General features: G+C 42.8%; 20 protein-coding genes, 2 tRNA genes and 1 riboswitch. Of the genes, 5 read left to right on the forward strand and 17 right to left on the reverse strand.

Translation table 11 applies throughout. The annotated features are described in order from the left end of the window. Nucleotides 1-9: 9 nt before the first annotated feature. A complete protein-coding gene (locus tag OP489_RS06370) occupies nucleotides 10-393 on the forward strand; it encodes a hypothetical protein (RefSeq protein ID WP_266161075.1) in 384 nt (127 codons plus the stop codon). Nucleotides 394-755: 362 nt separating this feature from the next. Here the strand turns inward: OP489_RS06370 and OP489_RS06375 are convergent. Beyond that, a tRNA-Ala gene (locus tag OP489_RS06375) sits at nucleotides 756-831 on the reverse strand. Between the two features lie 184 nt (nucleotides 832-1015). Between OP489_RS06375 and OP489_RS06380 the strand changes: the two genes are divergently transcribed. Next, nucleotides 1016-1255 (forward strand): hypothetical protein, encoded by a 240-nt coding sequence (locus tag OP489_RS06380; protein ID WP_180340685.1) that lies wholly within the window; start codon nucleotides 1016-1018, stop codon nucleotides 1253-1255. Between the two features lie 67 nt (nucleotides 1256-1322). Here OP489_RS06380 and OP489_RS06385 read toward each other — a convergent pair whose 3' ends face one another. From OP489_RS06385 to glyA, 6 genes are all read right to left on the reverse strand, one after another. After that, the gene (locus OP489_RS06385) at nucleotides 1323-2267 is read right to left on the reverse strand and encodes a transketolase family protein (RefSeq protein WP_266161078.1); all 945 of its coding nucleotides are present in this window, start codon (nucleotides 2265-2267) and stop codon (nucleotides 1323-1325) included. Further along, nucleotides 2267-3112 carry a transketolase gene (locus OP489_RS06390; protein ID WP_266161079.1) on the reverse strand — a complete coding sequence of 282 codons (846 nt, stop codon included), beginning with the start codon at nucleotides 3110-3112 and terminating at the stop codon, nucleotides 2267-2269. The genes OP489_RS06385 and OP489_RS06390 overlap by 1 nt, the downstream gene beginning before the upstream one ends. A gap of 135 nt (nucleotides 3113-3247) precedes the next feature. Continuing rightward, a complete protein-coding gene (uraA, locus tag OP489_RS06395) occupies nucleotides 3248-4588 on the reverse strand; it encodes a uracil permease (RefSeq protein WP_266161080.1) in 1341 nt (446 codons plus the stop codon). Between the two features lie 158 nt (nucleotides 4589-4746). After that, nucleotides 4747-5406 carry a flavin reductase gene (locus OP489_RS06400; RefSeq protein WP_266161081.1) on the reverse strand — a complete coding sequence of 220 codons (660 nt, stop codon included), beginning with the start codon at nucleotides 5404-5406 and terminating at the stop codon, nucleotides 4747-4749. An 86-nt stretch (nucleotides 5407-5492) separates the two neighbouring features. Continuing rightward, on the reverse strand, nucleotides 5493-6758 hold the full coding sequence (locus OP489_RS06405; protein WP_266161082.1) for a replication-associated recombination protein A: 1266 nt from the start codon (nucleotides 6756-6758) through the stop codon (nucleotides 5493-5495). 80 nt (nucleotides 6759-6838) lie between these two features. Beyond that, nucleotides 6839-8095: a serine hydroxymethyltransferase gene (glyA, locus tag OP489_RS06410; protein WP_266161083.1), complete on the reverse strand. Its 1257-nt coding sequence runs from the start codon at nucleotides 8093-8095 to the stop codon at nucleotides 6839-6841. Between the two features lie 172 nt (nucleotides 8096-8267). Here glyA and nth point away from each other — a divergent pair, with 172 nt between their 5' ends. The 3 genes from nth (at nucleotide 8268) to OP489_RS06425 (ending at nucleotide 9578) form a co-directional block, all read left to right on the forward strand. Further along, nucleotides 8268-8921, forward strand: a complete 654-nt coding sequence (gene nth / locus OP489_RS06415) for an endonuclease III (RefSeq protein ID WP_266161084.1) — start codon at nucleotides 8268-8270, stop codon at nucleotides 8919-8921. Further along, complete coding sequence (locus tag OP489_RS06420; protein ID WP_266161085.1) at nucleotides 8918-9445, forward strand: cysteine hydrolase family protein; 528 nt, start codon at nucleotides 8918-8920, stop codon at nucleotides 9443-9445. The genes nth and OP489_RS06420 overlap by 4 nt, the downstream gene beginning before the upstream one ends. A 58-nt stretch (nucleotides 9446-9503) precedes the next feature. After that, nucleotides 9504-9578: transfer RNA gene (locus OP489_RS06425), tRNA-Ala, on the forward strand. Nucleotides 9579-10340: 762 nt separating this feature from the next. Here OP489_RS06425 and lepB (OP489_RS06430) read toward each other — a convergent pair. From lepB (OP489_RS06430) to OP489_RS06475, 10 genes are all read right to left on the reverse strand, one after another. Continuing rightward, nucleotides 10341-10889, reverse strand: coding sequence for a signal peptidase I (lepB, locus tag OP489_RS06430; protein ID WP_323135397.1), 549 nt, complete (start codon nucleotides 10887-10889; stop codon nucleotides 10341-10343). Between the two features lie 17 nt (nucleotides 10890-10906). Continuing rightward, complete coding sequence (locus OP489_RS06435) at nucleotides 10907-11710, reverse strand: hypothetical protein (protein WP_266161088.1); 804 nt, start codon at nucleotides 11708-11710, stop codon at nucleotides 10907-10909. A gap of 19 nt (nucleotides 11711-11729) precedes the next feature. Continuing rightward, nucleotides 11730-12503: a class B sortase gene (srtB, locus tag OP489_RS06440; RefSeq protein ID WP_266161089.1), complete on the reverse strand. Its 774-nt coding sequence runs from the start codon at nucleotides 12501-12503 to the stop codon at nucleotides 11730-11732. A 171-nt stretch (nucleotides 12504-12674) separates the two neighbouring features. Beyond that, on the reverse strand, nucleotides 12675-13244 hold the full coding sequence (locus tag OP489_RS06445; protein WP_266161090.1) for a Spy0128 family protein: 570 nt from the start codon (nucleotides 13242-13244) through the stop codon (nucleotides 12675-12677). A gap of 122 nt (nucleotides 13245-13366) precedes the next feature. Further along, nucleotides 13367-14068 carry a class B sortase gene (srtB, locus tag OP489_RS06450; protein ID WP_266161091.1) on the reverse strand — a complete coding sequence of 234 codons (702 nt, stop codon included), beginning with the start codon at nucleotides 14066-14068 and terminating at the stop codon, nucleotides 13367-13369. Nucleotides 14069-14133: 65 nt separating this feature from the next. Further along, on the reverse strand, nucleotides 14134-15426 hold the full coding sequence (locus tag OP489_RS06455) for a Spy0128 family protein (protein ID WP_266161092.1): 1293 nt from the start codon (nucleotides 15424-15426) through the stop codon (nucleotides 14134-14136). 62 nt (nucleotides 15427-15488) lie between these two features. Next, entirely contained in the window at nucleotides 15489-16073 is a 585-nt protein-coding gene (lepB, locus tag OP489_RS06460; protein WP_266163491.1) for a signal peptidase I, read from the reverse strand. Continuing rightward, on the reverse strand, nucleotides 16060-16353 hold the full coding sequence (locus OP489_RS06465) for a hypothetical protein (RefSeq protein ID WP_266161093.1): 294 nt from the start codon (nucleotides 16351-16353) through the stop codon (nucleotides 16060-16062). Before OP489_RS06465 ends, lepB (OP489_RS06460) begins: the two co-directional genes overlap by 14 nt. 32 nt (nucleotides 16354-16385) lie before the next feature. Next, entirely contained in the window at nucleotides 16386-18929 is a 2544-nt protein-coding gene (locus tag OP489_RS06470; RefSeq protein WP_266161094.1) for an SdrD B-like domain-containing protein, read from the reverse strand. A 409-nt stretch (nucleotides 18930-19338) separates the two neighbouring features. Further along, the gene (locus OP489_RS06475) at nucleotides 19339-20442 is read right to left on the reverse strand and encodes a tyrosine-type recombinase/integrase (protein WP_266161095.1); all 1104 of its coding nucleotides are present in this window, start codon (nucleotides 20440-20442) and stop codon (nucleotides 19339-19341) included. A 365-nt stretch (nucleotides 20443-20807) separates the two neighbouring features. Beyond that, nucleotides 20808-20897: riboswitch (cyclic di-GMP riboswitch) on the reverse strand. Nucleotides 20898-21022 lie beyond the last annotated feature (125 nt).

Raw genomic sequence — 21022 nt, forward strand, 5'->3', positions numbered from 1 at the left:
ATAAATCGTATGAAAAAAGATGTTATATTCTTATATATTATAGCTTTGGCGTGCATTGTTTTTGCTCTTGTTGAGGGCATAAGTCTAATTCTAATGAACGGGAAAACATCGACAGTGATTGGAACAATCGTCAATATTAAAACTGCCGTATCTGGAAGTAAAAATAATTCCAAATGGGCGATCATGAGATACAATGTTGACGAAAAAACATATACATCATGCAATAGAATACAAGTACCTATGTCATCTGTAGTCGGTAGCCAAATTCAAGTATGTTACTGCATAGATCAACCTACTAAACTGTATAGTGGTTCATTTACGAAATTAGTGATTGCATTTATTGTGGCAGTTATTTGCGTGGTAATCGGATATATTAAACAACGAGGAGCATAATGACATAACTCACTGTCTTACTTTGATTGTTCACCATACATAAATGATATTCCCCGGAAAAGTATTAGACATTTATGATAACAAGGGCATAAAACACTAATTCTTCTGTCCCACCAATTCGGAAAGGATGAAAGATCTTAGAGGTTCATAAAAAGCCCACGGGTAAACCATATCGGTAGAGGTATCCACCAAAATAGGTTATCTTCAAATGAACACAAAAAAAATGTTACACATAACAACAAAATCCTCTGCAAGCCTTATCACCTTGCAGAGGATTTTGTTGTTTATCGCTGTTGTTGCGATCTCTTTACGACTAATGCAAACCCGTTCACCGAAAAGATAAAGTTTGGATAATCGTGCTTTGGTGGAGCATAGCGGGCTCGAACCGCTGACCTCCACACTGCCAGTGTGGCGCTCTCCCAGCTGAGCTAATGCCCCGGATTTAAACTGACGCAAATTAAGACTAATTACCGCGACAGCTTTAAAATAATATCATATATTTTTTAAAATTGCAAGTCTGATTACAAAAAAATAGTTTAATAAAAGGAAAAAATGTCTCCAAATTTTCTCTTTCATATCTTTTTATTTTTTGTAAAAAATAGAAATGGAAAGGGATGATCTCATGAAAAGGGATTTCAAAGAAGAAGAAAAACAGAATCCAAAATTTCCGTCGGATACGTGGGATAATGCCGATGATATTGCTACCTCAACTGACGTCATTGCCTCCACTGAATGCACCGGATTAATCCCAACTCCTCCACAATTTGCTTCGGAAGCCGAATCCTATACGGATCTTTTCTCTATTCCAAAACCTCAAGGTGCAAGAGAGCGCCTTGCCAAATCCAATTCATCTAAAAGATAAAAAGCCAGGAGCACCGATTTTTTAACATCGGTGCTCCTGACGTTTTATTTTAAAATAACATTTTACTTTATTTCTTAAATGCTTCTTTTGTCACCTTCACAATGTTGGAAGCACACAAACCAAATTCCTCTAAAAGATCAAGCGCTGGGCCGGAATGTCCGAACGTATCCTGCACACCCATGCGAATGACCGGAACAGGACATTTTTCACAAACCGCCCCGCAGACTGCTTCGCCCAATCCACCAATCACATTATGCTCTTCTATGGTAATCAGCTTTCCGGTTTCTTTGGCAGCTTTCCAGATAAGTTCCTTATCCAGTGGTTTAATTGTATGGATATTCAGCACACGAGCACTGATTCCTTCTTTTTTCAACTGATCAGCTGCTTTGATTGCCTCCGAAACCATCAGTCCGGTTGCAATGATCGTAATATCGTTACCCTCTCGTTCTGTGATGCCCTTCCCAATTTCGAAATGGTAATCATCATTATTATGGAATGATTCCACTGCCAAACGTCCCAGACGAATATAGCAAGGACCTACATACTCGGCGGCTGCTTTGACTGCAGCCTTCATTTCATAATGATCAGAAGGATTTAAAACGACCATTCCCGGAATGGTACGCATTAAAGCAATATCCTCGCAGCACTGATGCGTTGCACCATCTTCACCGACTGAAATACCTGCATGAGAACCAACCACTTTTACATTCAAATGCGGATACCCAACAGAGTTGCGAACCTGCTCAAATGCACGTCCTGCGGAAAACATTGCAAAGCTTGCAGCAAATGGAATCTTTCCGGTCGTCGCAAGACCTGCAGCAATTCCAATCATATTGCATTCAGCAATTCCTACATCAACAAAACGATCAGCATAAGCCTTTTTGAAAATCTCAGTCTTTGTCGCGGCAGCAAGATCTGCATCTAATACGACAATATTCGGATTTTTGGCAGCTAATTCTGTGACTGCTAATCCAAAGCTTTCTCTCGTTGCTTTTTTTACCATCTCAGCCATTATTCTGCCTCCAATCCGGTTAGGACTTCTTTTAATTCCTTCATCGCCGTTTGATACTGCTCTTCATTCGGCGCTTTTCCGTGCCAGCCTACCTGATTCTCCATAAAGGAAACGCCCTTTCCTTTTACTGTCTTCAGGATTATGCAGGATGGCTTTCCTTTAACCTCTTTTGCATGATCAAAAGCGCACTCCAAGGCATCAAAATCATGACCATCTATCACCTGAACATCGAATCCGAATGCTTCAAATTTTTTATCGATAGGAGCTGGACCGCCTACTTCACTGATCGATCCGTCAATCTGAAGACCATTGTTATCGACAATCACACAGAGATTATCAAGTGCATGGTGACCGGCGAACATTGCAGCCTCCCAAACCTGACCCTCTTCAATTTCGCCGTCTCCTAAAAGCGTATAGACACGGTAGTCTTTTTTGTCCATTTTTCCTGCAAGTGCCATACCAACTGCAGCAGAAACACCTTGTCCTAAAGAACCGGAACTCATATCGATCCCGGGAGTATCCAGCATATTAGGATGTCCCTGTAACATAGCGCCAATATGACGCAGACTCTTGAGTTCTTCCCATGAGAAATATCCTTTCAGTGCCAGAGCTGCATAGAGTCCCGGGCAAGTATGTCCCTTGGAAAGCACGAACCGATCCCGATTGGGGTCTTTCTGATTTTTCGGGTCTACACGCATCTCTTTAAAATATAGGTAGGTAAATACATCGGCCGCCGAAAGCGATCCGCCCGGGTGACCGGACTTTGCATGAAAAGTCCCCTCAATTACACCCATCCGTACTTTGCACGCTGTAATCTGCAGTGCTTTTTTTTCCGACTGATTCATTCTGATCCTCCTGTTTGGTCTTTCAAAAATCAATGTTTGTTTATTATAACATGATTCGACTTTTTCTACAAGCAAAGACAACTTTTCCTTAGGCAGTTTTCCCTAAATAAAAGTTTTTAAAAGTTCCAAATATTTTTATTCACACTCTTCGTCCTGATCATTTGTCAAATGCAGACGATCAAAAATATAGAATAGAATTCCCATAGCCATTCCCACGATGCATGCAAGTACCATTCCTTTTAGCTGAACATCCCCGATATTCAGGGAAATTCCGGAAAGTCCGGTTACAAAGACGATTGCCGTCAATGCTTGATTTCTTGCTTTGCCAAAATCGACTTTTTTGTCAACCAAAATTCGCAATCCGGAAGCACCGATCATTCCATAAAGTAAAAACGAAATTCCACCAATAACAGGACCCGGGATTGTCGAAATCAAAGCAGAAAATTTACCGATAAATGAGCAAAGAATGGAAAGCGCAGCCGCACCGCCAATTACCCAAACACTGTATACCTTTGTAATCGCCATTACGCCAATATTTTCGCCATAAGTCGTGGTCGGAACAGAACCGATCAAGCCGGATACAGCCGTGGAAAAATTATCGCCGAGAAGAGAACGATGTAAACCAGGATCTTTTAAAAGATTCCTTCCAACAATCTCGCTGGTAACAATCTGATGTCCAATATGTTCGCTCGTAATCACAAGCAGTACTGGAATCATCGTAAGAATCGCATTGATATCAAACTTAGCAAGCTGAAAATGCGGCAGTGAAAATACGCTTGCTTCTTGCATTGCTGTAAAATCCACCAATCCAAAGCAGCAAGCTGCCACATATCCGCAGACAATTGCAATCAAAATAGGAATGACACTTAAAAACTTACGGAACAAAACAGAACCAAATACAGCGACACAAAGTGTAATTGCAAATACCGCAAAATTTTTCGGATCAACGGAAGCACCGTTTGCCGGTAACATTCCTCCGGTAGAAGCCGCGTTGCCTGCAAGTTCCAAACCAATCAGCGCAACGACTGGGCCCATTGCTGCAGGGGGTAAAATCACATCAATCCAATTTGTGCCGAACTTATAAACGATTGCTGCCAGCACACAGCCAAGAAGTCCGACTGCTACAAATCCGCCCTGTGCATAAGAAAAAGCGTCCATATGCTGCGCGACCTGCTCTGCTGTCGGGTTAGCAGGATAATTTGGGAAGAACGGATCCCCATGCTGTGTCATCACAATAATTGCCGGAGCAATAAATGCAAAACTGGAACCAAGATAAGCTGGGGATTCGGCCTTTGTCACGAAGATAAAGAACAAAGTTCCCAAACCATTCATTAAAAGCACAATTGCAGGGTTAATGTGAAATAAAGACGGGACCAGCACCGAAGCCCCAAACATCGCGAACATGTGCTGAATACTTAGTGGGATTGCCTGCCGAAGGGGTGGCTTCTCCCTCACTCCAATAATTTTCTTGCTCATTTTTCCACGCTCCTAAAAACTCAAGTATTTATTTCTACGGCCTGTCCCAAAAATACAAGTCGTTTGAAATCTTTTCCATAAAAGTCCAGTGTGACTGCAAAAAAAGAAGCCCGCCCCGGCACATTCTTTGTGCCGGGTGGCTTCTAATTCATTTAATTCTATAAGTTTCGCACAAATACGGATTTCGGAGAACCACAAATTGGGCACTCCCAATCATCTGGCAATTCTTCAAATGGAACAATCGGATCATCATAGACGAATTTACAAATTCGGCAAGTAAAGCTCTGATCATTTTCTTCCTTATCGTCCGGTCTTGCCGGAAAATAAACCGGTGAATTTTTTGGAACGGTTCCTTTAATCGCACGACGATAATAATCATAAGTCATTGGAACTCGCTCCGTCTTTTCGCTTCCTGCAAGGACTCTTGCAAAAAAGATGGTATGTGTATCAGTTTCCATCTGATTTTCTACCTGACAAAGAAACCAACAACAAATATTCTCTTTAATAACAGGAACGCCCTCTCGCAACATCTTATAACGAATGTTTGCAAGCTTATCTCCATTTTTTCCGGATGCAAAACCAAGAGCGCCAATTACCGCTCCAGAAGTATCTTCACTCAATACGCTGACTGTAAAAATACCTGTTTCTTTGATGCACTGACAACTGTAATTATCATGGCTGACACTTACAAGAATACGATCAGGCTGATTTGTAACCTGGGTGACGGTATTGACAATACAGGCCGATGCACATTTTCCATTGGTTACGCCAAGTGCATAAATCCCGTATGATAAGCTCGAAAGGATCTCTCTTTTCATCTTTTTACCGCCTCCATTTCACGAATTCTTAAAATGCCCTAAACATTTTAATAGTATCACTTTTTGAATATTATTTCAAGTGCCTTTTAAAAATTCTTAATTTGTTTCCAATATGCTGCAAAGGACTGTTCTATCTTATTCTCTCCTGGAAGATAATATTCCTTATTTTTCAAAATATCAGGCAAATACTGCTGTTTTACCCAATGATTTGTAAAATCATGAGGATATTGATAAAACTGGCCCTTTCGTTCTGCATCTTCTCCATCATAATGGCGATTTTGCAGCTGCCTCGGAATTGCCCCTATCTCTCCCTTTTCCACATCTTCCATTGCCTGATTAATTCCAAGATACACAGAATTGCTTTTTGGTGCCTGACAAACCAATACAACCGCATCTGCCAGCGGAATTCGTGCCTCTGGCAGTCCCACCTGCTGTGCAATGGAAACCGCCGCATTTACAATCGAAAGGATCTGAGGATAAGCTAACCCCACATCTTCTGCCGCACAAACCATTAATCGGCGGCAGGCACTCGGTAAATCTCCCGCCTCTAAAAGCCGTGCCAGATAATGCAATGCAGCATTTGGATCCGAACCGCGCATGGACTTTTGATAAGCCGATACAATATCATAGTGCTCGTCGCCTTCTCTGTCATAGCGAAGGGCACTGCGCTGCGTCAGTTCATCTGCAAGCTCTTCGGTCACAACGAATGCGCCGTCTTTTTCTTCTGCAGATAGAGCGCAAAGTTCCGCCGCATTCATCGCTTTTCGCACATCTCCACCGCAGGCAGTGGCAATTAGCTGAATCGCCTTTTCCGAAACAGAAATTTCTTCTCCTCTCTCTTCTGAAAGAAATCGAAATGCCCGTTCCACTGCAGGAATTACTTCTTCCGGCGTAACAATTTTAAACTCAAAAACCGTTGAACGGCTTAAAATTGCACTATATACATAAAAATAAGGATTTTCGGTTGTGGAAGCAATCAGTGTAATATCCCCGTTTTCAATAAATTCCAAAAGCGTCTGCTGCTGCTTCTTATTAAAATATTGAATCTCATCTAAATAGAGTAAAATTCCATTAACGGCATCTAGTGTCCCGATGGATTCTACAATCTTACGAATATCAGCAGTGCTGGCTGTCGTTCCATTCAGCTTGCATAATTTTTTATTGGTCTGGCGCGCAATATAACGCGCCAAAGTGGTTTTTCCTACCCCACTGGGCCCATAAAAAACCATATTGGGAATTTCTCCGCTTTCAATGATTTTCCGAAGCGGTCTGCCCGGTGCCAAAAGATGGCGCTGCCCAACGATTTCATCTAAAGTTTTAGGGCGAAGTCTATCTGCTAACGGAGAAGCCAATCACAATCACTCCTTTTTCGAAAAGAGAGCAGAAGGCTCCCCCTCTGCTCTCTAGAAACGTTCATTGCTTAAGATCCGATTCAGTTTTCATAAAGCGGATATTTCTCACAAATCGCGTTCACTTTGCCGAGAATTGTTTCCTTGCTGTTATCAAAATCATTAATTGCAAGTGCAATGCACTCAGCAACTACATCCATATCTTCCGGCTTCAATCCACGAGTTGTAACTGCCGGCGTCCCCAAACGCAAGCCACTCGTTACAAAAGGACTGCGCTGTTCATTTGGAACCGTATTCTTATTTGCTGTAATCCGAACCTCGTCAAGACGATGTTCCAGCTCTTTTCCGGTCAATTCCAATCCTGTCAGATCGACCATCATCAGATGGTTATCCGTACCGCCGGAAACCAGATGTACTCCACGGTTCAAAAGTCCTTGTGCCAAAGCCTGGGCATTTGCTACAATCCGCTTGCCATACTCTTTAAATTCAGGTTTTAGTGCTTCTCCGAGGCAAACAGCTTTTCCTGCGATTACGTGCATCAAAGGACCACCCTGTGTTCCTGGAAAAATCGCTTTATCAATTGCCTTTGCATACTTTTCTTTGCAAAGAATCATGCCGCCGCGCGGGCCACGAAGCGTCTTGTGCGTCGTAGTCGTAACGATATCCGCCCACTCAACCGGATTCGGATGAAGTCCGGCTGCAACTAAGCCGGCAATATGCGCCATATCCACCATCAGCATAGCACCACAGCTGTCGGCAATCTCACGAAACTTTTCAAAATCAATGATACGAGGATATGCACTGGCTCCCGCAACAATCATCTTCGGCTTGCACTCCATCGCCTGTTCTTTGACTTTATCATAATCAATTCGTCCGGTCTCGGGACTAACTCCATACGGGACAAAATGATAATAGCTGCCGGACATATTAACAGGAGAACCATGGGTCAGATGTCCACCTTCTGAAAGGCTCATCCCCATCACGGTATCTCCGGGCTTTAGAAATGCAAAATAAACCGCCAGGTTTGCCTGTGCGCCGGAATGTGGCTGCACATTTGCGTGCTCTGCGCCAAAAAGTTTGCAGGCACGGTCTCTTGCAATATTCTCCACGATATCTACATACTGACAGCCGCCGTAATACCGCTTGCCCGGATAGCCTTCTGCATACTTATTCGTTAATACGCTGCCCATCGCTGCCATAACAGCCGGTGAAACAATATTCTCCGATGCAATCAATTCCAAATTTCTGCGCTGACGAGAAAGCTCCTGCTGCATTGCATCGCTAACTTCCGGATCTGATTTTTTTACAAACCCAATGGTATCCATCATATCGTTATACATATCCGCTGCATCCCTTCTGATTCAAGTTATTTTGAATTATTATATCCCATCATCTTGCAAAAGACAAGTTTTCCCTTTCATCTTATCAAAACAATTTCTTTTACAAAATAGGAATTGTTCTTTTTCTGATTTTGAGATACAATATTTTCAGAACTTTGGGAGGAAATATATCATGACAAAAAAACAACGCGCACTCGCTGCCGTAGAAGCCCTAAAAAAAGAATATCCAGATGCTCAGTGTTCTTTAACTTATAAGGAACCGCTGCAGCTTTTAATTGCTACCCGCCTCTCCGCACAATGTACAGATGCGCGGGTTAATATGGTTACTCCTGCCCTTTTTAAACGATTCCCGACTCTTGATTCTTTTTGCGAAGGCTCCGAAGAAGAAATTGCAACCTATATTCACTCCTGCGGATTATATAAAACAAAAGCGCGAGATATCTTTGCAATGTGCCAAAAATTAAGATCCGATTTTAATGGAATCGTTCCCGATACAATCGAAGTTTTAACAACACTGCCTGGCGTAGGCAGAAAGACTGCCAATCTAGTCGTCGGAGACATTTACCATAAACCGGCCATTGTAGCAGATACGCATTGTATTCGAATCTGCGGTAGACTCGGACTTACAGACGGAACAAAAGATCCAAGGAAGGTTGAAAATCAACTTCGAGCAATTCTTCCTCCGGACGAAAGCAATTCTTTCTGTCATAGACTTGTTTTGCATGGACGAGCTGTCTGCAACGCACGGAAACCACTCTGTGAAAAATGCTGCATGAACGAATTCTGCAAAACAAATCTTCAGGACCCAAAAGGAGATAAAAAATGAAACGGCTTTTGATGGTAATCGACTACCAAGTAGACTTTGTTTCCGGAAGTCTCGGCTTTCCCAAAGCATCTCTTCTAGAAGGCCCCATCTGCCAAAAGATACAGGAGGCAAAAGCGCGTGGTGATACCATTGTCTATACAATGGACACACATGAAAATAATTACCTTTCTACTTTAGAAGGAAAAAATTTACCGATCCCACACTGTATCCGCGGCACTGCAGGATGGCATCTCTATGGTGAAGTAAACGATCTTTTAAAAGACGCACGCTGCTTCCAAAAAAGCAGTTTTGGCTGTGCGCAACTGATTCCATATCTTCAGAAAGAAGACTTTGAAGAAGTCGAACTTTGTGGACTTGTAAGCAACATTTGTGTTCTTTCAAATGCCGTTCTCGTGAAAGCTGCCCTTCCTCAGGCACAAGTTATCGTCGATGCCAAATGTACTGACTGCGCCGATACAGCAAAAAATCAGGAAGCGCTCAACGTTCTGGAAGGATTGCAGGTAAAGGTTCTAAATCGAAAATAATCATGGAAAAATCTTGACAAGGCACATGAATTATGGGATAATAATTCACGTTGCATTTGGGGATGTAGCTCAGTGGGAGAGCGTTCGGTTCGCATCCGAGAGGTCGTGGGTTCAACCCCCATCATCTCCACCAAGAAGTCAGAAGCCATATGGCTTTCTGGCTTTTCTTTTTGCTCTGAACTTGATTTCCTTTTGGAATAAATGGACCGTTCTATTTTTTAGTTTTTTCTAAAAGTGTCCGTGGTCCCGCAGAAACACCTTATGCACTGAATAGTGGTTACTGGTAGTTCAGAAGCTGCTCCATATTGACGTTGAAGTCGCTTTCGATCCGATAGTGTCTTTTCAGACTTGCGGCCTAATGAATTCACTAAAAAAGCAATCATTTTCTTCTCTGCCATATTGTAGATATCAAAAAGTTTAGATCATGAAAGCCCTTGCCTTACAGTTTGTGCATGGGCATCTTTCCACTTGAATGTTGCCCATTTTTTCTGAATTCTTTGATGATTTTTGATTTCTGACCGGCAGTAAAATTCCAGTAAGTATTCTTTCTATGTTGGGATTTCTTCATCTCGATCTTGATTTTTAAGATAAACGAAAAATCAAAACACCAAGTAGGTTTATCCGCGAAAAAACGTGGATTTTTAATTATTTAAAAACAATAAAGCCATCCAAATTCACAACTTGGATGGCTTTATTAAGTACGAACGAAATATACTATCCCACCAAACTCGAAAACTTCTAGAAGTTTAATGTGCTTTTGCAATTTCAGAAATTATATCATTTAAAATATAAACTATTCGCTTGGTATTATCCTAAAATTATTAAAATAACTCCGTTCTAAAAATGGCAAATTTTCTGTTTCTGGAAATATTTTGGATCTATATTTGATCAGCGGCTATCGAAATATATGAACGGAACGGGTAATAGTACCATAAACTGATTCTCTGGGGATTTGTCCGATTGTTGTGTCGCGGCTGTCAATAGAAACAGCACGGTTGTCACCAAGAACAAACAACTTGCCTTTTTCTACTGTAACCTCTGCCATAGTACTATTTCCTAGCTTGTCCACTTTAATATATGGTTCGATCAGCGGCTCTCCGTTGCGGATTACGCTGCCATCAGCGTTCACTGATATCCGGTCTCCTGCAAGTCCAATTACACGCTTAACCATGTAGCCATATTTGGGGTTCTGAGTCTGAAATATAATCAGATCGCCGTACGTCGGATTGTGAAACTTTGTATAATACAAATTGTCGCCCTCATTTAGAGTTGGTTCCATAGAGAGTCCTTGCACTACATGCTTCTGAGGAATCTGTAACATACCAATTGCCAATAGCAACACTAACATAGTAATACTTAAAATTTTCCATATGGGAGCCTTATGAAAATCATGACCGAAAGCTGCGCCTTTCAATATCCGCGCTTGCCTATGTCTAAGCCTCATTCTTCACCTTAGGACTGTTAAAAGAGCTCAAAAAAATTATCATTAAACCAGCTATAGCCCAAATCTGGGAAGCCATTGAAATTTCTTGCAAGCATACCAAATAAAATCCACAGCAAAATTAAACATAATAGGGATAGGATTATACTCAGAATGACAGTTTTGCGCCGCATCACCCGTTTTTTATACTTAAACCTTCGACCTACCATTTTATGTTTTTTATTATTGATCGGCGATACTGTGCTATCGTCTTGGTGTTCAGTATTGCTTTCAATAAACTCATCGCGCTCTTCCTGAAAAATGGAAGCATTTGGTGGACGTTTTAGAACGGGAGCGTTTTGAGACGCAGAAATTTCATTATGGATAATGTTAGGGGAATCAGGTGGTACTGCATTGTCTGGGTTTCTCTGGGAAAAATGAATATTTGCTGATACTTCGTCCCCTTCTTTTGCGGCCATTGATTGTAACACATCTTGCCGCTTTACCGCTGTATTACATAAACGCTCCACTTGCGTATATTGTAAGGCATCACTGCGAGCCAACCACATGAGCCAAGGTTCAAACGCACCTGTACGTATATTCTGCCGTAATTCTTCCACAGCACCTTCCAATGTTTTCTTGGCGGATTTTTTAGCAAGTGCTTCATCCTGCAGCACGTCAAACGCAATAGAAACAACTTTTTTATTATACCGCAGTATAAATTGCGCTGTGGCATCCATATCACCAGTCCGAACCTTTGCAATCAACTTCTCTAATTTATCTAAGTAATCTTTTTGCCGTTGGTTTACTCCGATATCGGGTTCCGAATGAATTTTTTTGCTCATGCAATGCTCCCCTTTTCAATTAATTAATTATTTTCTTTGCCACTACCACAAAGCGACCATCGTTAGTATGGTAACTGCATGTGGAAAGGGTCAGCAGTTCATCGGAATATTTCACGTCAATACCGGTATTATAGAGTGATGCCTGTTGAATGGCCGAAATATATTTTTTAAAATCTGTTTGGTCACTTTTATTAATATAACTGTAACAACGTAAATCCTGAGCAGCATAAATGTCTGTTTCAATGGCTGCAAAGACTTCATATTCCCCTTTTTCATAAAGCGTACTAAAGTAAATGGTCGGATGCTCGTGCCAGAATTCCTCATTCTTGTAACGTTCTAGCGTTGCGAACATAGAACCATCCTTCATATGATGCCCGTATATGATGATGTTTTGACTTCGGGGAGCGATGGAACATCCTGCTCCGATGAATGGGACCCCTTTGTAAGAATATTCGCCTAAAAAGGACCGATTTAGGTATTTTTCCGGTTCATCAGGAGTAAACATCACAGGATAATCGATCTTCGTGCCTGGGATTCTGATCCATCCTCCAAACTCAGAATTTTCTTTTAAAAGTTCAGTATATTGCTGCAAAATTGCTGAATTCTCACATGATGAAGACGTATCTTGCTGTGCAAGCCCAACATGCTGCGCCAACGTTTTAAACTCGCTTTCCTCCGCAGCAGAAATTGCATAACCGGATACTAACTTGGAAGCGGATAACAAAAACACTGCCGCACTGACTACTAGTAGAATCACCCATATATAATTTCTTTTTCTTTCCACGCGTTTCATTTTTGCACCCGCATATTCTGTAGTTCGTTTTGGAGAAGATCAGGGCAGGTATTTCCGCATTCCTGCGGTTTTAGTAGTTCTACTTTTTGTATAATTCCGGTTTCTTCACCAGATACAAACCCAACATATTAGGTGCATTCATAAAGCGGGGCGGTTCCACACCTTTTTATGCTAATCTTTCTGCTTTCGCATGGCAATCCAAAGCGCGATTTCGATTCCAATTGCGGCTACTCCAATCAGCAGCCACCAGATATCATCACGCGATGTGTCACCTGTTTTTGGGGTGTCTGTTGTGTATGACGGTGGTGTATCGTTGCCTATCACCTCAACCGATGAATTGGAACTCTCTGTGGCAGCAATATATTGGTTGGTAAAAACCGCTTCTGTCTGTTTGGCTGCATCACCCTGCTTAACAAGGTACATTACTGTCTGCAGTTCACCAGCCGGCTCTTTTTTCCATGTAACTTGGACTGTAAGGCGGTATACCGTTGCATCATACTCATACGCGGTACTATCTTTTTTGACTTCGCTGATGGTATAGTTATAATCCCCCGGTTCCGTATAAGTAATAGCGCCAAATGTTGTGCTTCCAGCTCCTGAGATGTCCGCGGTTTTAATACCATCCGCACTCTCTGAAGGCATCGGAGCATTATTCAAAGCCGTCAATATAAAAGTAAACGTTTCGGCCTTGTCCGGCGTACCCCCACTAATCACCTTATATACCGGGATTTCCGCTGTCACCAGGTTACCTGCAGCCAGTGCGGTTTGAAAACCCATCGGGCTTAACATCGTCACTAGAAGTATGGCCAGTATGCTCAATATTTTTAATCTCTTTTTCATTTTATTTTTCGCTCACTTCCAGCTCATGCATATTCCACCAGCTTTGCCACCACGATAGAGCGCCCATTAGTTGTTGCGGATGAGCAAGTCGATAGCGCCACAATCCGGTCACTCGATTTGACCCCCACGTCCTGATAATATACTGCCGATTTTCTAATATAGTCTAATCGCGCCGCATAATCTTTTTCACTCAGATCCACATCAAACATAGGAGATTCATAAGCGTCCACATGGAGATAAGCATAAATTTCCAGATTGTACGTCTTTCCAGGGACAAGAAGTTGTCCGGTCCGATGTGCATCAAAATATGTCTCGTCCCCGAATTTTGTGAGGTCGCCGAACATTACACCATCGTCCATATGATGGCCGTAGATCAGTGAGTACAAATCTGTAAAATTTCTGTTGTTGCGGTAGTCAAGAAATACACTCCCACTCAGGGAATAGTTTTTGTAAATATCGCAGTTGAGGTATTCCGTATTATTTTTACCCTGTAGCACCGGGTAATTGATTTTTGTACCGCCCACCGTGAGCCAAGCGCAAACATCCGGATTGATCTTTTGAAGCTCCGAGAGGGTAGGATTGGAGGGGGAAGGTTTGTATTTCATAATCTCGTCAGGGACACCCGCTCGACTATATACCATATATGCGTCCCACAATACATAACCACCATACAGAAGAATGAGTACAAGCGAGACACCTATCGCGATATTGAACAGTCTTTCCATCCCCCGAATCAACCGTTTTACCGCTTCCAATACCTTTCCCTCCCTGAGTCAGACACTATGATTTATTATTCGTTAACTCTGCGCTTCTTAAAGATTATTACTGCGCCAAAGCCTACAAGAGCCACTAACAATGCATAAGGGAGAATTGTCATCACCACACCAGTTGGCGGGATGGACTGTTTATCGTTCACAAAATTCTCCTGGTTGACCGCACCATCACCTGAGAAAATGGTCTGTTCTCCGGTTGTCTTATTTGCGGTTACTTTGGTAGCAACTGTGGTAAGCGTACCGGGGGTCACAGTATTGCCGTGATCGACGGAAATGGTCGTCTTATAATCAGCTGTTCCGGCTTCAGTGGTGGTAACTTTTTCACCAGTAGGAAGACCGATAACCTTGATATACTGATTATGCTTGATTTGAAAATTTCCGCTGTCTGTAATGCTGCCGTTGCTGGCCAAAGTATCGTCGCCGCCACCGACTGCCTGATCATTGCCCATATTGTAAACTTCATATGCATAGTTTGCACTGTCAGCTTTTCCTGCAGCCGAAGACAGACCTAACGTAAAGGAAAATTCCTGATTCGGGTCAGCCATATCGCCGGTTACAAGTTTTGTAACGTACAAACTCGCTGTGCTATAATTGTTTACAAAGGGATATGCAATGTTACGAACACCATCGTCAGTTCCAGTTGGGACCGTGATGCCGATCTTTCCGTCTGCAGCGTTAGGATCTGGAGCAACACCGCCGTTATCTGCCCCCATAGGATCAAGTTTGGATGTGTTGGTACCCTTCCATGCAGTAATCGCACTGACATTCACCACAGGTTTGCCGTCTTTATCCAACAAAGGCGTTCCATCGTCGTTCAGTACGTTGGTAACATAAACATTAACATAGTATACGGTGTTATCATATGTCACACCGGCGACTGGATTTTCTGGGATATTTTCTGTTAACTTATATGTATACACACCTGTTTGTGTATAGGTGATAGGGTCCGATGTGGCAGTCTTTTTTTGTGACGTGCCAGGGGCGTTGGTTAAAAAGCCGTCCACATTGATAGCCTGTTGACCGGTTTTACCGCCTGGCATCGGTAAGTTCGCAGAAGTATACTTGATCGAATCGGGATTCGTAGGACCAGGTGTATAGCTTACAGGGTCCAATAGAAATTGAAATTCGTTGATAGCTGGGAATACACCTGATTCAGTTGCCGTAATGGTCTTGCCAACGGTGATGCTTGCTTTGTTGTTGTAGATTTTCGGTGTAAGGGCAAAGGCAGCTGTCGTCGTAGGAAGTACCGTTAGAACAAATGCGAGAACCGCACCTATCACCTTACCGGTTTTGCTTTTTCGTACATTCATAATTAATCCTCCATTTCCTTTTTTGATGAATTTATAATTATCCGACTTACGTCGGTTGTTCATTACAACCCTCTATGCCGAAACAACGATATGACTTTTCCGTTTATGTCCTTTACCGAAATGGGGCCAAAATCCCGACTATCCGATGTACTTACACGATTATCCCCCAAAACAAACACTTCCCCACTTTTCAAGGTGGCAGGAAACGACGTTTTTCGGTCTTCCTTGCGGGTAGGAAAGAATACTTCCTCCTGCTGAACACTGCCGTTTACGACAAGCTGGCCATTCGCCGTCATATCCACCACATCCCCACTTGTGGCTACAATACGACCGTATTGCCGTTGCCCATCCGCCATATAAACAGCGATGTCCCCGATATTCCAACTGTCCACCAGCCGGTAGAAGATCACTAAATCACCGTCCCGCATACGCGGATACATTCCTTCGCCTCTCACTGCGCCTACCCCAAATACGAAATTGAGAAGAAGCCAACAGACAACGGCGACAGCGAGTATCTTTGCTAACAGTGCTCGTGCGCTGCGCATTACGGCGATTCGTTCCCTGCGACAAGCTATGACTTTTTCCACAGCCAATGGGGATGAGTTTTCGCCTTGCTTCGGCTTTGCAAGCCATTTATTCACTGTCATCACCTGGATTACTCTTATGCCCGTCATTTATGTCTGTGATTTTTGGAGATGACTTTGCTTCCAACTGACGGATTCGCTCTTCCAGGCTGTCCGCATATCGCTCCCATTGGGTGAGAATATCCTGTGCCCGCTGCCGCTCTATTCTTATCAGCTCCACATATTCATGGTGCAGATGTTCAAGCTTTAGCCACGCATCGTCCTCATCAACGCCGCCAAGAAAGCGGCGGCGAAAGTGAGTATTTTGCTCCAACTTTGCAATCTCCTCAATGCTTTTTGCCAAATTTTATCACCTCGCAATTTACGGTATTCACCTTACCTGAAAAAATGTCCACCTTTGGGGGGCTCTCCGCTTCGCCGGATGATTAGGAATATGATGAGAATGCAGCCTGCCAGTGCTACAAGAATACCGTAGGGCAAAATATTCATAAACACACCTGTAGGTACGGTACCCTTTTTTGTATTCACGAACTGCACAACCGTGTTGGCCTTAACAGTTCCTTTGGCGTTGCCGCCCGCAACGCCCTGAGTATATCCCAAAGCACGTGCTTCAGAGACGGAATAGTCCGCTCCCGACGGCACACCTTTGATTACGATACCTTGGCCATGTTTCAATGTGATAGTATCGCCGTTTTTAATGCTGCCGCCGCTCGGAGCACTCACTCCAGTAGCCTTAGACACACCCGTATACGGGAGGGATCCGGTCACTCCACTCAGATTGACCGTAAATTTGAAGTTCACGTTGGGATCGGAAAGCGTCCCTTTCACAAGCTTCGATAGTGTAACGGTATAAGTTTTCAACGCATGATAGGTAGAATTCGTCTCCATTTTAGTTGTGCCAAACGTCATGGTCGCCGAGTTGGTATATCTCGTGATGTTGACACCTGTTTTTGGCTTATCCACAGTGACTTTGAATTTGTATACATTCTGCCCTTTTACGAGGGTCCGATTGGTCCATTTCACCGTGGTACGTCCTGAGCCATCCGTGCTCCACGTCATACCGGCCGTGTAACTGCCATTTGTCTTATTCAATGTCAGACCCGCAGGAATTGTATCGGTTATGTTTACTCCGTTTAAATTTCCATAGGCTCCATTCCAGTTGACGTTAATTGCGTATTCAATCGTTTCATTGGCGTCCACCCCAACTGGAGATGCGTTTGTCCCATTATTAATACCTGCCGAACCGGCCTTTGCCGTTTTATTGACTGTCGGATTCGGAACAAAACCAAAGTCCATATTGATGACAGAATCTGATACTTTTGTTGCGGAAAGTGCACTGTTCAGACCAATACCACTGACAACTGCACGGTTTCCTGAAGCAACAGCATCATTGTCAGTCGATGCGGTTTTTACAGTTATCTTATAACCCGTGGGGGTAGTTATTACAGCCTTATATGTACCGGTAGGAACTTCGTCAAAATTATACACACCGTTCGCATCTGTTTTAGTCACCAGAGACTGTCCACTTTTATTCTTGACCGGCGTTTTATAAGTGGTATCACTGTTCAGATATAATCCCACTGTCAATCCAGATATCTTTGTTTCGCCTGCATTAATGATCCCGTTCCCGTTCATATCGACCCATACCCTGCCGCTTATAGAACGATTCACTATTTTAAACTGATTGACATAGGTGGTTTCATTTCCCTTTGTAGGCGTTTTGTCTTGAACACTGGAATAGCAGGTAAATCCCTTGGCGTTATATGTCTCGTAGTTTTTGTCATTATAGGAGATATTCGCCTGGTTTTTCACCAAATATCCAGCATTTCCCGTCACCTTAGCCTGAAAGCTGATCGTCATTGCTTGGCCCTGATGAGTGGTGGCGGACGTTCCCATACTGTCTGATCCTTTTAGTACCCCGCCGTTTGTAACAGCAGTTCCCGCCGTTGCGCCCGCACCGAAATTCACACGCAGCTCGTCCGTCTTATTATTAAACGTAGCCTTGTTACCTGCCGCTGCGCCGTTTATTTTGGCACTCCCGCTAACGTAATTAATTCCATCGCTCAATACATCCCGGAATACGCAGCGTGAAGCGTCTGTTTCGCCCCAGTTTGTCACAGTCACGGTAACGGTGACGATCTCTCCTTTATACGCAAAAGAGTTATCCTTTGCCGAGGTAGATATGCTCTTTTTGGCAATTAATGAAGAACCGGTTTGAAATTTGATGTCATCCAGGAAATTGCCTTCAGCAAGACTTCCCGTAGCGGAAGATACGGACTGAAAAGCAAATTCAGTATTTTTCTGACCTGCTGGTACGTTATATACCCCGCGGTAATAGTACCAATTCTTAGCATTGTCACTAGCAGTTTTCTGTAACTGGGCTTTGGTCGGCGCCGCTTTAGGCGTGCCCGCAGGCCGAAGATAAAAATTCATTACATCCTTACCAGTTCCAGACGAATTGTTCCCCGATGCTCTAGCGCGATGGGCAAACTGCCAATATAGTCTGGATCCCGGCACCGTCGCCGCGTTCTGGTACAACCTGCCGGGCAAAACAGCATTCAGTTCGGCGTACTGATCTCCGTTTGCCTGTGTTGTGGCAAAACCGGAAAATCCTTTCGGCACAACCCGAAGCAACTCAATCGTATGAGCATAGGGACTTGAATAATTTGCAGGATCTACGGGCACCGTATTCCAACCGGGTACAGAAGCCATGTTAAATCCGGTATAATACGGTTCTGTTGTTTTTGCCTTTGGCGTTTGAAAACTGCCATTTATAAAATTTACCGGAGTAGGCTTTAACTCAGTAGGCAGAGTAAATGCCTGTGTACCTGCGGAGACGATAACGGGTGAGAACAGTCTGAAGCAGGAAAAAATCAAAAACACAGCCCCTACAACTGACAGACATCGTTTGATTCTCATTTTTGCTTCCCCTCCTTTTTAATTTTTCCTTTTTTCGCCTAATCGTAACTCTTACCAACCACGATTTTCCCAGTTACCGTTCCACCGCCGGTATAGTTGCTTCCTACATTCATTACGACCGCTCTATCCTTGTGATAGCTGTTGCACAAACAGGTATATTTTTGTATCCGCTATCCACCACGAATGCACCGAAAGCAGATAATTATCTGTGTTTTAAATTTTTGTTAATTCCAATATTTACCATATTGGTTATATGATATAATGTGATACAATACATTAAATAGGAGAGTTTATAGTTATAATGAAATTCATAACAAAGTTCGTAAAATAACTAATTTTACGCTTAAAGCCCAGAAAATGGCATATATTCTAGTCTTTCTCCACATCGTGCTGACGGCTTTTTGACGGCCTAAAATTTTTCAACAAGCTGGTGGAGCTTGTTTACATAGCAATGCTTCTGCTCTCCAGTACAGTGCGCATAGCATTTGAGTGTAACAAGCGGCGAGGAATGTCCCAATAATTCAGCAAGCACATCATACGGAATGCCCGCTTCTAAACATCGCGTTGCATAAGTATGCCTAAGCGTGTGCATATGCGCACCTATGATACCAGCCTGTTTTGCAATCCCTGAAAATCTCTCCTGAACCGTGCGGGGATCTATATACCGGCCCCCAGTACTTTCAAACACAAACCCATTTTCTTTCCGGCATCGTTTCAGCTGCTGCATTAGAAATGGCGGAACCGGTATCGTTCGCTCGGAACTTGTGGATTTTGGCGTACTAACAATGACCGCTGTATGTTTTTGTCCGCTCTGCTTTACACGTTTGATAGTGTGGCGGATGTGTAGTTCGTTATTGAGGAAATCTACATCATCCCACCGTAATCCACACAGTTCACCGAGGCGCAAACCTGTGTATAGACAAAGAAGGTATTCAAGTTTTCCATCCTGCCTAATTGTCTTTTCCAATTGTTTTTGCTCTGCCCTTGAGAGATATCGTGCCTTTTTCACCTCGTATTTTGGCTTCCGGATGTCTTTTAGAGGATTCCTTTGAATTAGCCCCTGATCAACAGCTTTGGATAATATGCTGTTCAGTACCCGGAAAATGTTATGCACTGTGCTAGGTGCATAACGCACAGTCAGTTCATCCAACCAAATCTGCAATGTCTTTGTATTTAATTTTGTCAATCGTACAGAGCCGAACGTCGGTTCAATATGCGATTCGATGATTGTCCGGTAAGCATCGCTGGAGCTTCTCTTGACATACGGAGCATACAGTACATCCAGCCAATACGTCATCCAGGCAGACAGTGTACCGTCACTGTATATTGTCGTTTTATCTAATGTGTTTGTCTGCTTCAATTTTAAAAGCATCAGTTTTGTTTTGACTTCGCTGTACTTCTTTCCATAAACTGAAACAAAACGAGTGGTTCCGTTAGTTCTCTTGCCCACAGGGCATCGTCCCTCCCAACGTCCGTCTTTCCTAAAATAAATATTTTCTCCTCGCCGAGACATTGAATAAACCTCCTTTTTTATTGACGGCTTGCGAGACGGCTTAAAAATTTGTACTGCTATTCCTTTATTCACTAAAATTTGTGGAAAATAGCTGTTTCCCTCGTAAGCTGACTCTTTAGCCATGTAAAAATCAATAAAATTTCTATTGACAAATCTTTTTTTACATGGTATATTTTGTATGTTATAAGAGTAAATAGTCGATAGTTGCTATTTCTCCTCGTAAAATTAGTTATTTTGCGAATGGCTCATCCGAATTGATGAGCCATTTTTTGAACCTTAAAATAAATATTGCTTGTGTTATGCTATGCTTTATCATTGTGATTTTTCCACGATAAAAATTGCCAGTTGCCCTATGATCATTTTCATACGGCAACTGGCTGTCCTTTTGTTTCTCAATTATGCTGGACCCTATAGTTTTGCGGCCTCAGCTTTCACTGAGTGTGCTTTTTTATGTGCATTTCGAAATCTCAATACTCACTCAAGAGCAGACTGATATTAATCTGGCTTGATTTGGAATATTATACTTTTCCCTAATATTCAGTTTACTACTGCTTCGACAACACACAACAGAATACACCGT

It is taken from the genome of Caproicibacterium sp. BJN0003, from assembly GCF_026314295.1.
Classification (GTDB): domain Bacteria; phylum Bacillota; class Clostridia; order Oscillospirales; family Acutalibacteraceae; genus Caproicibacterium.

Bases quoted from the DNA above. Each gene is read 5' to 3' on its own strand.
- OP489_RS06455 (WP_266161092.1), bottom strand. From the start codon at position 15,426: ATGAATGTACGAAAAAGCAAAACCGGTAAGGTGATAGGTGCGGTTCTC.
- glyA (WP_266161083.1), bottom strand. From the start codon at position 8,095: ATGTATAACGATATGATGGATACCATTGGGTTTGTAAAAAAATCAGAT.
- OP489_RS06470 (WP_266161094.1), bottom strand. From the start codon at position 18,929: ATGAGAATCAAACGATGTCTGTCAGTTGTAGGGGCTGTGTTTTTGATT.
- lepB (WP_323135397.1), bottom strand. From the start codon at position 10,889: ATGAGGCTTAGACATAGGCAAGCGCGGATATTGAAAGGCGCAGCTTTC.
- srtB (WP_266161089.1), bottom strand. From the start codon at position 12,503: ATGAAACGCGTGGAAAGAAAAAGAAATTATATATGGGTGATTCTACTA.
- lepB (WP_266163491.1), bottom strand. From the start codon at position 16,073: ATGACAGTGAATAAATGGCTTGCAAAGCCGAAGCAAGGCGAAAACTCA.
- OP489_RS06370 (WP_266161075.1), top strand. From the start codon at position 10: ATGAAAAAAGATGTTATATTCTTATATATTATAGCTTTGGCGTGCATT.
- nth (WP_266161084.1), top strand. From the start codon at position 8,268: ATGACAAAAAAACAACGCGCACTCGCTGCCGTAGAAGCCCTAAAAAAA.
- OP489_RS06390 (WP_266161079.1), bottom strand. From the start codon at position 3,112: ATGAATCAGTCGGAAAAAAAAGCACTGCAGATTACAGCGTGCAAAGTA.
- OP489_RS06420 (WP_266161085.1), top strand. From the start codon at position 8,918: ATGAAACGGCTTTTGATGGTAATCGACTACCAAGTAGACTTTGTTTCC.
- OP489_RS06400 (WP_266161081.1), bottom strand. From the start codon at position 5,406: ATGAAAAGAGAGATCCTTTCGAGCTTATCATACGGGATTTATGCACTT.
- OP489_RS06475 (WP_266161095.1), bottom strand. From the start codon at position 20,442: ATGTCTCGGCGAGGAGAAAATATTTATTTTAGGAAAGACGGACGTTGG.
- OP489_RS06435 (WP_266161088.1), bottom strand. From the start codon at position 11,710: ATGAGCAAAAAAATTCATTCGGAACCCGATATCGGAGTAAACCAACGG.
- OP489_RS06380 (WP_180340685.1), top strand. From the start codon at position 1,016: ATGAAAAGGGATTTCAAAGAAGAAGAAAAACAGAATCCAAAATTTCCG.
- uraA (WP_266161080.1), bottom strand. From the start codon at position 4,588: ATGAGCAAGAAAATTATTGGAGTGAGGGAGAAGCCACCCCTTCGGCAG.
- srtB (WP_266161091.1), bottom strand. From the start codon at position 14,068: ATGGAAAGACTGTTCAATATCGCGATAGGTGTCTCGCTTGTACTCATT.
- OP489_RS06385 (WP_266161078.1), bottom strand. From the start codon at position 2,267: ATGGCTGAGATGGTAAAAAAAGCAACGAGAGAAAGCTTTGGATTAGCA.